Here is a 12,142-nt window from a genome sequence, read left to right as displayed (position 1 = left end):
AAGAAACATGCCCAACAGCGTCATCGTACTCATCGGCCGCATCCTGCTATCGATCATGTTCATCCTTGCCGGCTTCGGCAAGCTGACAAACATCGCCGGAACGGCAGGCTATTTCGCCAGCTACAACCTGCCGATGCCGACGGCCACTGCGGTCATCATCGGCCTCGTCGAACTTGTCGGCGGCCTCGCCATCCTGATCGGCTTTCAGACCCGCATTGCCGCCTGGGTCCTGGCGATCTTCAGCGTAGCCGCCGCGCTCGTTGCCCACATGAACTGGGCGGACGTCATGCAGCTCATCAACTTCCAGAAGAACCTTGCGATTGCGGGCGGCTTCCTGGTCCTGGCCTCCTTCGGGCCCGGCGCCTACTCGGTCGACGCACGGCGCGGCTGAAAAAGGGTAACTCCTGCGCAAAAGAAAAGGCCCGGTCGATCCGGGCCTTTTTTCATTCAAGCTACTTGGCGGAAATGAAGGGCGGCTCGCCCTCGATTTCCATGACGAGCTTGCGCCCAGCGAGCTTGCCGAGCTGCGCAAGCCGCCCGGCCGGACGCTCTCCGAGCAGGTCGCCGCATTCGCGGGGAATCACCAGCGCCAGCGTGTCATTGTCGAGCCTTTCCCAGCGCAGCCTTGGGATGACGCCCGGCATGGAAGCCGAGAGCAGATAGACGACGCGGAACATGGCGCCCAGAAGCCGCGCACGCTCCAGATAACCCGGCGTGGCCAGCGACCTCAGTTCGGCGACGCTGCCGTCGTTGAACAGGCCCTCGTGTCGATAGAGGTTGGACAGCGCCAGATAGGCGCGGCCGGGGTGGTCCACGCCGATGAAGGAGGCATGCGCGATGATGTTGAGCGACTGCGTGCCTCGATATTCCGGATGCGCCCGCCAGCCGATATCGGCCAGCAAGCAGGCGGCGTGGCGATAACGCGCCTCGTCCTCGGTCTCGTCGATGCCGAAGGTGGCGAAGGTCTGTCCGGTCCACTGCACCAGTTCGTGCGCATGGGTGACGGAGCGCGCCCGCAGCACCGCCAGCTCTTCCGAGGCCGAGATGAGCGGGTCGAGCTTCTGCTCCCGCGGCGACAGCAGCGAATAGAGGAAGCCTTCGCGCACGCCGAGCGCAGACACCACGATCTTCGACGGCTGCATCGCGGCGATGATTTCCAGCATCACGGCCGCGCCATACGGCAGCAGCGAGCGACGGACCTTGGAGACGCCCTCGATGCCCTTGACCTTGTCGATGTCGCCCTTGGCCACTTGCCGGAGAAAAGGCAAGGAGCTTTCGATGTCCATCTCATAGTGGTGCATCACGCTGAGCGGATAGTTGGTCATGTTCATGTGCAGTCGGGCGAGATTTCGCCAGGTGCCGCCAACGGCATAGAAGACCCTGCCCTGGCCGCCCTTCAGCAGCTTGGCGCGCGCGAGTTCCTCGCGGGCGATTCTCGCGGCCGCGGCCGTCGAGTTCTTGGCCATGTCCTGCAAACGCAGGCCGCCGAGCGGCAGCGTGATGCCGTCGCCGATCCGCTCACCCGCAACGTCGACCAGCTCGAGGCTGCCGCCGCCAAGGTCGCCGGCGATGCCTTCGGCAGGATGGAAACCGGAAATGACACCCAGCGCCGAATAGTAGGCTTCTTCGCGCCCGCTCAGAACGCGGATCTCGGTGCGCAGGATCTTTTCGGCCCGGTGGATGAAATCGATGCCGTTCTCGGCCTCGCGTGCTGCGGCCGTCGCGATGACATAGAGATCGCCGGCGCCAGCCTGATCCGACAGTGCGCGAAACCGGCGGAATTCCTCGATCGCGCGCGAGACGCCGTCGGGATCGAGCTTGCCGGTCGTGACGATACCGCGCCCGAGGCCGGCCAGCATCTTCTCGTTGAACAAAATGGTCGGCGAGCGCGCTATGCCTTCGTAGATGACAAGGCGGATCGAGTTCGAACCGATATCTATGATGGAAACCGGCCGACGGTCCTGAAGTCGGCCTTGGGAGCGTGCGATCATAGGGTCAGGGCCTATCGACTTGATCGAAACGGAATTAGGCCGTCGGGCCCGACACGAGAAACGAAGGCACGGGGAACGCTCGCCATCTTCAGGCCCTCCGCGAGATCGGAGTGCCCCAAGCGCAAAAATCGCGCAAAGAACACTTTGCAGGCTGTTTCAGGCGCCATTTCGACCAAATCGACAGGTGCGCGTCCTACCTTACGCGTTCAACTTCTTGCGGCGCTTGAACTGTGCGATGCGCTTGGGCGCATGCGACTTCAATGCGTCGCCCCGTCCGGACAGGCTAGGATTTGTCATGAAATATTCCTGAGCGTTGAACGGTTCTTCGCCCTCGTCCAGCACGACACGCCGCGAGGTTCCATCTGCCAATACTTCGAAACTTTGCTGGTTGTCCATGATATTTCCCAGCATGATCTGGCCGAGCACCTGCTCGTGCACGGTCGGATTGGTGATCGGGACCATGGTTTCGACGCGCCGGTCAAGGTTGCGCGGCATCAGATCGGCCGAGCCGATATAGACGACGGCGTCGTCGGAAGGCAGGCCATGACCATTGCCGAAGCAATAGATACGGCTGTGCTCCAGGAAGCGGCCGATGATCGATTTGACGCGGATGTTCTCTGAAAGGCCAGGCACTTGCGGCCGAAGGCAGCAGATGCCGCGCACGACCAGGTCGATCTCCACGCCGGCCCGGCTGGCATCGTAAAGCGCGTCGATGATGATCGGGTCGACCAGCGAGTTCATCTTCATCCAGATCTGCGCCGGACGCCCCGCGCAAGCATGCTCGACCTCCTCGGAAATGTGCCAGAGGATGCGGCTCCTCAGAGTCAGCGGCGACATGGCCAGCACCATTTCGTCGGTCGGCTCGGCATAGCCCGTAATGAAATTGAACAGCTGGGCGACGTCGCGCGCGATGTGCGGATCGGTGGTGAAGAAGGACAGGTCGGTATAGATGCGCGCCGTCACCGGATGATAGTTGCCGGTGCCCAGATGCACATAGTTGCGCAGCTTCCCATCCTCGCGGCGCACCACAAGCGACATCTTCGCATGCGTCTTCAGCTCGATGAAGCCGAACACAACCTGCACGCCGGCGCGTTCAAGGTCGCGCGCCCAGCGGATATTGGCTTCCTCGTCGAAGCGGGCCTTGAGCTCGACCAGCGCGGTGACCGACTTGCCGGCCTCGGCCGCATCCACCAGCGCTCGCACGATGGGGCTGTCATTGGAGGTGCGATACAGCGTCTGCTTGATCGCAACCACCTCCGGATCGGCGGCCGCCTGGCGCAGGAACTGCACCACCACGTCGAAGGATTCATAAGGGTGGTGGACGATGAAGTCCTTCTCCCGGATCGCCGCGAAGCAGTCGCCGCCGTGATCGCGCACGCGCTCCGGGAAGCGCGGATTGAAAGGCGGGAACTTCAGGTCGTCGCGCGGCAGCGACACGATCTCGGATATCTGATTGAGCGCCAAAGGCCCCGTCAGCACGCTGATGCGCGCGGGCGATACGCCAAGCTCGGTGGCGACGAATTCGCGCAGCTCGTCCGGCATCTGGCTGTCGAACTCGATGCGGATAACCTGCCCGCGCCTGCGGCGCTTCAACGCGGTCTCGAACAGTCGCACAAGATCTTCGGCTTCTTCCTCGACCTCGATATCACTGTCGCGAATGATGCGGAACGTGCCCGAACCCTTGACCTCATAGCCGGGGAAGAGCTTCCCGATAAAGATATTGACCGCTTCCTCAAGCGGAATGAAGCGCACAGAGCCCTTGCGGTCGGGAAGCCTGATGTAGCGCTTCAGCGCCACCGGCAGACGGAGCAGCGCCGTCATCTCTTCGCCGTTCTTGCGCTGGCGCAGTTGCAGGGCGATGGAAAAGCCAAGATTCGGAATGAACGGGAACGGATGCGCCGGGTCGATGGACAGAGGGGTCAGAACCGGGAATATCTGCTCCATGAAATGGCCTTCGAGCCAGGCCCCTTCCTCCTTGCTCAGAGCGTCGCTCGAGACACTCTCGATACCCTCCTTCTTCAGGAGAGCCACCAGTTCGGAAAGGCTCTTTTGCTGGTCCTCCTGCAGCCGCTCGACCTCGACCAGAATCCGCTCGAGCTGCTGCTCGGGCGTGCGCCCGTCCGGGCTCTTGATGGCGATTCCCTGGCGAACCTGACCGGCGAGGCCAGCCACCCGCACCATGAAGAACTCATCGAGATTGGCGGCAGAGATCGACAGGAAGCGCACGCGCTCCAGCAGCGGGTGGTGCTGGTTCTGCGATTCCTCCAGGACGCGACGGTTGAACTGAAGCCAGGAAAACTCGCGGTTTACGAAACGGTCCGGATTGCCGGAGGAAACGTCTCCGTCAGCAGTGCTTACTGTCGTGAATTCGGTCTGGACCGGCCTGAGTTCGTTCATGTCCCTCTTTATCCTTTGCGACGCTTTGCCGCTTGTTCGGCACAGCTTACCTCCTGACAGCGTTTTGCGACAGTTTGATTTCACACCGCTTGCAAAGCGATTGGCGAAGCACCAAACCCCTGCTATGAGCAGGCGCAAAGTGACAGGAGAAAGCCATGGCCGGCGGTTCCATTCCCCATTTCCAGAATGACGCGGGTTACGCCGTCATCGAGATCGGCGTTAAGGAATTCATGTGCGTGGGCGCCACGCCCCCCTTCGATCATCCGCACGTGTTCCTCGACATGGGCGCCGATTCCGAAAAGGTCTGCCCGTACTGCTCGACGCTCTACCGCTTCAACGGCTCGCTGAAGCCCAACGAGACGCGCCCGGAAAACTGCCTCTATCAGACCCAGGCTGCCTGAGCGGTTTCCCCGCCGGCGGCCGATCCGATGGGCATATCGCGGTCCAGGCAGATCATCGTCGCAGGCGCCGGCATTGCCGGCCTGACTGCGGCCCTCGCCTTTGCCCGGCGCGGTTTTTCGGTTGATGTCTTCGAGCGTTCCGAAAGCCTCGTCGAGGTCGGCGCAGGCCTGCAACTTTCCCCCAACGCCACCCGCATCCTCGACCGGCTCGGTGTTCTGGAGTTGCTCTTGCCGAAGGCCGTGCGGCCACGCGGCGTGATCCTCCGGGATGCCAGGACGCTGTCGGAGCTGGCGCGCGTACCCTTGGGCGACAGCGCCGAGCAGCGCTGGCATGCGCCCTATCTCGTCGCCCATCGAGCCGATCTTCAAGGCGCGCTTCTTGAAGCGGTGGCCCTGCAGCCGGCCATTCGGCTGGTGACCGGCGCGACCGTGGCCGGGCTGACGCCCCGCCCCCCCGGCGTCGCCGTCACGCTCGATCGCGCCGGTGGTATCGACCAGACGACCGGCCTGCTTCTGGTCGGCGCTGACGGCGTCTGGTCGGCAGTTCGCGGCCTGCTCGGCATCGCAGACGGAAGCCGCTTCGCCGGCGAACTGGCCTGGCGCACGGTCATCGACGCTGACAGCGACATAGGCCAGGCATTTGCGGGGATCGGCGCAAGGGATGCCGTCAACGCCTTCCTGCATCCCGGCTTCCACCTCATCGCCTATCCGGTGCGTGGCGGCGCGGCGTTCAATCTGGTCGCCTTCACGCGCGGCCAACGCATTGCCGAAGGCTGGTCGGGCGCGGCCAATGCCGCAATCCTGGAGCAGGCCATGCGCCACACCGCGCCTGCGCTGGCGCGACTCGCCCGCGATGCCGGGCCGTGGACGGCTTGGCCGATCCACACAGTGCGACCGCAAACGCCCTGGACCGCTCCGGGCGTTGCGCTGATCGGCGACGCCGCTCATGCGATGACGCCCTTTGCGGCACAGGGAGCAGCCATGGCGATCGAGGATGCCGACACGCTCGCCGCGTTCGTCGCCTCCGAGCCGGGCAATGTCGCCGCAGCGCTGGCGGCGTGGGAACGATCGCGCCGGCCGCGCATTGCGGCGGTCGCCCGGCGCGGCGCCTTCAATCATTTCGCCTGGCAGGCCTGGGGGCCGATCGCGCTGGTCCGCAATCTCGTGCTGAAAACCCGCCCGCCCGAAAAGCTCGCCGCCGACCTCGACTGGCTCTACGGCTGGGAGCCGGCGCGGGGCTGACTCCGTACCGATGATGCCCAAGCGGCATGAAAAAAGCCCGGTTCAAAACCGGGCTTTTGTGTTTCCAGGCGATCCCGCCGAGAACGCGATGGCCTTTCCCAGGAGCATGATCTTGTCCGAAAAGTCTGCAACTTTTCGGGATCATGCTTTAGTGCAGGATCTGGCTGAGGAACAGCTTCGTCCGCTCGTGCTGGGGATTGTCGAAGAACTCGGCCGGTGTGTTCTGCTCGACGATCTGGCCCTGGTCCATGAAGATCACCCGGTTGGCGACCTTGCGCGCAAAGCCCATCTCGTGCGTCACGCACAGCATGGTCATGCCCTCTTCGGCCAGGCCCACCATGGTCTCCAGCACCTCCTTGATCATCTCCGGGTCGAGCGCCGAGGTCGGCTCATCGAACAGCATGATGCGCGGGTTCATGCACAGCGAGCGGGCGATCGCCACGCGCTGCTGCTGGCCGCCCGACAGCTGGCCGGGGTATTTGTTGGCCTGCTCGGGGATCTTCACGCGCTTGAGGAAATGCATCGCGATCTCCTCGGCCTGCTTTTTGGGCATCTTGCGCACCCAGATCGGCGCTAGCGTGCAGTTCTCCAGGATCGTCAGATGCGGGAACAGGTTGAAGTGCTGGAACACCATGCCGACCTCGCGGCGCACCTCGTCGATCTTCTTGAGATCGTTGCTCAATTCCTTGCCGTCGACGATGATCTTGCCCTTCTGGTGCTCCTCCAGCCGGTTGATGCAGCGGATCATGGTCGACTTGCCCGAGCCCGACGGCCCGCAGACGACGATGCGCTCGCCGCGCATCACGCGCAGATTGATGTCCTTCAGCACATGGAACTCGCCATACCATTTGTGCATGCCGACAATGTCGACCGCCACGTCGGTATCCGAGATGTGCATCTTGCCGGCGTCGACTCTGATTTCCTCGGCGCGAACTGCGTTTTCAATGGCCATAGGCCGAACCCCTTATCGTTCATGACCGGTGTTGAGCCGGTGTTCCATATAGATCGAATAGCGCGACATGCCGAAACAGAACAGCCAGAAAATGAAGCCTGCGAAGACCAGGCCACTGATCGGCGTCTGAGGCGAAGCCCAGTTGGCGTCAGAAAAGTTCTGCCGGACGATGCCGAGCAGGTCAAACATGCCGATGATGCTCACCAGGCTGGTGTCCTTGAACATGCCGATAAAGGTGTTGACGATTCCCGGTATCACCAGCTTCAACGCCTGCGGCAGCACCACGAGGTTCATGGTCTGCCAGTAGTTGAGACCGATCGAGGCCGCACCTTCATATTGCCCTTTGGGGATGGCCTGCAGGCCACCGCGCACCACCTCGGCCATGTAGGCAGAGGCGAACAGCGCCACGCCGACCAATGCGCGCAGGAACTTGTCGAAGGTCATGCCGGCCGGCAGGAACAGCGGGAACATCACGCTCGCCATGAACAGCACGGTCACCAGCGGCACGCCGCGGATCGTCTCGATGAAGATCACGGATACGAGCTTGATAACCGGCAGCTTCGAGCGCCGTCCCAATGCGAGCAATATGCCGAACGGCAAGGAGACGGCGATGCCGACCACCGAAAGCACCAGAGTGATCATCAGGCCGCCCCAGCGCGCCGTCTCGACATAAGGCAGGCCGAATACCCCGCCTAACAGCAGGACGAAGGCCACGAAGGGAAAGACCGCGAACAGCAAGATGGCGTTGAGTCGCTTGTAGGGCGCGCGCGGCACGAGCAGCGGCGCCAGCAGCGCCACGAAGATCAGGCCGGTGAGCAACACGCGCCAGCGCTCCTCGATCGGGTACTGCCCGAACATGAACTGCTGGAACTTTGCGCCCACGAAGGCCCAGCAGGCGCCGGACCAGCCGTCGGGCTGGATGCCTCCCTGCGCAACGGTGGCGCAGAAGGTACGATCCGTTCCGATCCACTGGGCCTCGACGAAAGCCCAGCGGAAAAACGGCGGCACGATGAGCGCGACGATGACGAGCCCCAAAAAAGTGAGGATCGTGTCGGGCACGGAAGCGAAGAAGTTCTTGCGCAGCCAAGGCAATACGCCTTGTTCGGTCACCGGAGGCCGCTCGTCGGCGTCCATCCGTTGGCGCACATAGGAGAGATCAGAATGTTGCATGGGCTATCTCTCCACCAGCGCCATTTTGGCATTGAACCAGTTCATGAAGCCGGAGATCAGCAGGCTGAGGCCGAGATAGACGACCATCCAGATGGCAACGATCTCGATGGAATGGCCGCTCTGGTTGAGGATAGTGCCGCCGATATGCACGAGGTCGGGATAGCCGATGGCGATCGCCAGCGATGAGTTCTTGGTCAGGTTGAGATACTGGCTGGTGAGCGGCGGGATGATGATGCGCAGCGCCTGCGGAACGACCACGAGCCGCAGCGTCTGGCCACGGCGTAGCCCAAGGGCATAGGACGCTTCGGTCTGGCCCTTGCTGACGCCCAGTATGCCGGCCCGCACGATCTCGGCGATGAAAGCCGCCGTATAGAAGGAAAGCGCCAGGTAGAGCGACAGGAATTCCGGCCTTATCTGCGAGCCGCCGAGCAGGTTGAAGGTGGACTTCTGCGGAAACTCGAATGTGAGCGGAAACCCGGCTGCAACGAATGCCAGGACCGGCAACCCGACAAGCAGCGCAACCGATGTGAGGAACACCGGAAACTGCTCGCCGGTCGCCTCCTGCCTCTGGCGCGCCCGACGCGCCACGAACCAGCAGAGCGCCACCGCGACGACGATGGCGATCGGTATGAGCCAGGCCCCCTCTCCCCAGATCGGCCCCGGCAGGAAGAAGCCGCGGTTGTTGAGATAGGCGCCGAAGGGCAGCGCTATGCTCTCGCGCGGTTGCGGCAGCGCCGACAGTACGCCCAGATACCAGAAGAAGATGACCAGCAACGGCGGGATATTACGGAATATCTCGACGTAGACGGTGCAGATCTTGCGGATCAGCCAGTTTTCGGACAGCCGGCCGACACCGATGACAAAGCCGATGACCGATGCGGTTATGGTGCCGACGAACGCCACCAGCGCCGTGTTCGTCAGCCCCACCAGCAGAGCGCGCCAGTAGGTGTCGTTGGAGGAATACCGGATCAGCGTCTCGCTGATATCGAATCCGGCCCGCCCATTGAGAAAGTCGAAGCCGGTGGAGAGATTGGCGCGTCTGAGATTTTCGACGGTGTTGCCGACGATCCAGTAGATGAAGCCGACCAGCAGCGCGAACAGTACGACCTGATAGATCAACCCGCGGATTTTCGGGTCATTGAAAAAGGACGCGCCTGTACTACCGGTATCGCGAATCGTGTCCTGCGAAACCATGGAGTCTCCTTTGCCGGAGAACAGGCGGGAGGCGCCAGCGCCTCCCGCATTTTAACGCATCCTTAGCGGATGGGCATGGCGTATTGCAGACCGCCCTTGGTCCACAGCGCGTTTAGGCCGCGCGCGATCTTGAGCGGGCTGCCGGCGCCGATGTTGCGGTCGAAGATTTCGCCGTAGTTGCCCACGCCCTTGACGATCTTGACGACCCAGTCATTGTCCAGGCCGAGATCAGTGCCCAGCTTGGTCCCCTCCTCTGCGCCCAGAACGCGCTTGATGTCGGGGTTGGACGAGTTCTTCATTTCATCGACATTGGCCTGGGTGATGCCGAGCTCCTCGGCCAACACAAGCGCATTGAACGTCCATTTGACGACATCGAACCACTGGTCGTCGCCCTGGCGGACCGCCGGCGCCAGCGGCTCCTTGGAGATGATCTCGGGCAGGACGATATGATCGTCCGGCGAGGCGAGCGTCAGGCGGATGGCGTAGAGCCCCGATTGGTCGGTGGTATAGGCGTCGCAACGGCCCGCATCGTAGGCCGCGTTCGTCTCTTCCAGCTTCTCGAACACAACGGGGTTGTATTCGAGGTTATTGGCCTTGAAGTAGTCGGCCAGGTTGAGTTCGGTGGTGGTGCCGCTCTGCACGCAGACCGAAGCGCCCGAAAGCTGCAGCGCCGAGTTCACGCCCGGAAGCTTCTTGGCGTTGATCATGAAGCCCTGGCCGTCATAGTAGTTGACGCCGACGAAATTGAAGCCGAGCGCGGTGTCGCGGCTGAGCGTCCAGGTGGTGTTGCGGGCCAGCAGGTCGATTTCGCCCGACTGCAGCGCCGTGAAGCGCTCCTTCGCGTTGGTAGGCGTGAACTTCACCTTCGACGGATCGCCAAAGATGGCCGACGCGACCGCGCGGCAGAAATCGACGTCGAAGCCCTTCCATTCGCCCTTGTCGTCGGGCGCCGAAAAGCCGGCAAGAGCAGTGTTGACGCCGCACTGCACGAACCCCTTGGCCTTCACGTCACTCAGCGTATCCGCAGATGCAACGGAAGCAGCCGACGCCGTCAGCCCAAGAACGGCAGCACCCAGAATGCCTTTCACGGTGTTTTTCATACCCACTGACCCTTTATCTGTTGTTGTCCGGGACCGACCCCTTTTCCCCCAATGAAAGCAGCAGCGCATCGCCGGTCCGGTCCATTTTCCGGAACGTTCTCCTGGCGGCGGAAGTGCGCTTGCTGTCCTCCCATTCACGAAGGTTATCGAATGCGATTATGCGCGTGAGGTCAAGGGCAATGGCCCAATCGTCGAAAAATTGGGAGCCAAGGCCAGGCATGCCATTTCCTCCGCCTGTCTCACGAATTCACGTCGCATCGTGGACCCGTGGTCGCCACCGCCCGGCCAACATCCCGCTGGCGCAAAAAACTCCGGCGCCTGCCCTGCTCGGCCAAGGTTGCGCGGGCCAGCTTGCCGATCTATGCCTGAAAAACTCTCACCACGGCAGGATGATATGGCCAAGCGAAACTTTTCCGATAAGGGCATCCACACCCAGCTGGCCCATGCCGGCAACGATCCGCGCGACTACTACGGCTTCGTCAATCCGCCGGTGGTGCATGCCTCGACCGTGCTCTTCCCGGACGCCGCCACCATGGCGAGCCGTTCGCAGAAATATACCTACGGCACGCGCGGCACGCCGACCACCGACGCGCTGGCCGCGGCAATCGATTCGCTTGAAGGCTCCGCAGGCACCATCATCGTGCCTTCGGGTCTCGCGGCCGTCACCGTTCCGCTGCTTGCCTTCCTGGCGACTGGCGATCATGTGCTGATCGTCGATTCCGTCTATGCGCCGACCCGCCATTTTGCCGACACCATGCTGAAGCGGCTGGGCGTCGAGGTCGAATATTACGACCCGCATGTCGGCGCCGGCATCGCCGCGCTGATGAAGCCGAACACCAAGGTGGTCTTCACCGAATCGCCGGCATCCAACACCTTCGAGGTCCAGGACATCCCTGCGATTGCCAAGGCAGCACATGCCGGCGGCGCCGTGGTGATGATGGACAACACCTGGGCGACCCCGCTCTATTTCAAGCCGCTAGACCATGGCGTCGACGTGTCGATCCACGCCGCGACAAAGTATCCTGCCGGCCATTCCGACGTGCTGCTGGGCACCGTCTCGGCCAACGCCGCCTGCTGGGAGCGGCTGCACGAAGGTTTTCTCACCCTCGGTGCCTGCGCAGCCCCCGACGACGTTTACCAGGTACTGCGCGGCCTGCGCACCATGGGGGTACGGCTGGAGCGGCACGAGCAGAGCGCGCTGGAGATCGCGCGCTGGCTGGAGACACAGCTCGGCGTGGCACGAGTGCTGCATCCGGGCCTCGAAAGCCACCCCGACCATTCGCTCTGGAAGCGCGATTTCTCCGGCGCCAGCGGCATCTTCTCGGTCGTCCTTGCCGGCGGCGGCCAGAAGCAGGCACATGCCTTCCTCGACGCCCTGGAAGTCTTCGGTCTCGGCTATTCCTGGGGCGGTTATGAAAGCCTTGCGGTGCACGTCTATCTCGGCGACCGCGTCGTCGCCAAAGGCCCCTATGAAGGGCCGCTTATCCGCCTGCAGATCGGCCTGGAAAACGTCGAGGACATCAAGGCCGACATCGCCCGCGGGCTGAAGGCGGCCAGCGCGGCATAGCCAGCCGCGCCTTGAGCCACGGGCGGCGCTGCACGCCCCGTGGCTTCTCTTGCGATAGCGCCGGCCGATCAAGACAATCGTAATATTTGTCTGCAACGGTATCGCAACTCAGGTAACAGTCTGCGACC

General features: G+C 62.7%; 10 protein-coding genes. 4 read left to right on the top strand and 6 right to left on the bottom strand.

What is annotated here, in order from left to right; translation table 11 throughout:
• Positions 1-7 precede the first annotated feature (7 nt).
• Entirely contained in the window at positions 8-391 is a 384-nt protein-coding gene (locus ABLE85_RS03645) for a DoxX family protein (RefSeq protein WP_348791305.1), read from the top strand.
• 61 nt (positions 392-452) lie between these two features.
• Here ABLE85_RS03645 and ppx read toward each other — a convergent pair whose 3' ends face one another.
• Together ppx and ABLE85_RS03635 are read right to left on the bottom strand one after the other, a co-directional pair.
• Positions 453-1,991 (bottom strand): exopolyphosphatase, encoded by a 1,539-nt coding sequence (gene ppx, locus ABLE85_RS03640; protein ID WP_348791304.1) that lies wholly within the window; start codon positions 1,989-1,991, stop codon positions 453-455.
• Between the two features lie 198 nt (positions 1,992-2,189).
• Complete coding sequence (locus ABLE85_RS03635; protein WP_348791303.1) at positions 2,190-4,388, bottom strand: RNA degradosome polyphosphate kinase; 2,199 nt, start codon at positions 4,386-4,388, stop codon at positions 2,190-2,192.
• 155 nt (positions 4,389-4,543) lie between these two features.
• Here ABLE85_RS03635 and ABLE85_RS03630 point away from each other — a divergent pair, with 155 nt between their 5' ends.
• On the top strand, positions 4,544-4,789 hold the full coding sequence (locus ABLE85_RS03630) for a zinc-finger domain-containing protein (protein ID WP_348791302.1): 246 nt from the start codon (positions 4,544-4,546) through the stop codon (positions 4,787-4,789).
• A 27-nt stretch (positions 4,790-4,816) separates the two neighbouring features.
• Positions 4,817-6,031, top strand: a complete 1,215-nt coding sequence (locus ABLE85_RS03625; RefSeq protein ID WP_348791301.1) for an FAD-dependent monooxygenase — start codon at positions 4,817-4,819, stop codon at positions 6,029-6,031.
• A 148-nt stretch (positions 6,032-6,179) separates the two neighbouring features.
• Here the strand turns inward: ABLE85_RS03625 and ABLE85_RS03620 are convergent, their stop codons facing one another.
• The 4 genes from ABLE85_RS03620 to ABLE85_RS03605 form a co-directional block, all read right to left on the bottom strand.
• Positions 6,180-6,983, bottom strand: a complete 804-nt coding sequence (locus ABLE85_RS03620) for an amino acid ABC transporter ATP-binding protein (protein ID WP_348791300.1) — start codon at positions 6,981-6,983, stop codon at positions 6,180-6,182.
• 12 nt (positions 6,984-6,995) lie between these two features.
• Positions 6,996-8,153 carry an amino acid ABC transporter permease gene (locus tag ABLE85_RS03615; protein WP_348791299.1) on the bottom strand — a complete coding sequence of 386 codons (1,158 nt, stop codon included), beginning with the start codon at positions 8,151-8,153 and terminating at the stop codon, positions 6,996-6,998.
• A 3-nt stretch (positions 8,154-8,156) separates the two neighbouring features.
• Positions 8,157-9,347 carry an amino acid ABC transporter permease gene (locus ABLE85_RS03610; protein ID WP_348791298.1) on the bottom strand — a complete coding sequence of 397 codons (1,191 nt, stop codon included), beginning with the start codon at positions 9,345-9,347 and terminating at the stop codon, positions 8,157-8,159.
• Between the two features lie 62 nt (positions 9,348-9,409).
• Positions 9,410-10,447, bottom strand: a complete 1,038-nt coding sequence (locus ABLE85_RS03605) for an amino acid ABC transporter substrate-binding protein (protein WP_348791297.1) — start codon at positions 10,445-10,447, stop codon at positions 9,410-9,412.
• Between the two features lie 394 nt (positions 10,448-10,841).
• Here ABLE85_RS03605 and ABLE85_RS03600 point away from each other — a divergent pair, with 394 nt between their 5' ends.
• A complete protein-coding gene (locus ABLE85_RS03600; RefSeq protein WP_348791296.1) occupies positions 10,842-12,014 on the top strand; it encodes a cystathionine beta-lyase in 1,173 nt (390 codons plus the stop codon).
• Positions 12,015-12,142 lie beyond the last annotated feature (128 nt).

Source organism: Mesorhizobium sp. KR1-2 (assembly GCF_040045035.1).
GTDB lineage: Bacteria > Pseudomonadota > Alphaproteobacteria > Rhizobiales > Rhizobiaceae > Pseudaminobacter.
The sequence above is the reverse complement of the archived record's forward strand: the minus strand, read 5'-3'. Positions and strand labels throughout refer to the sequence as shown.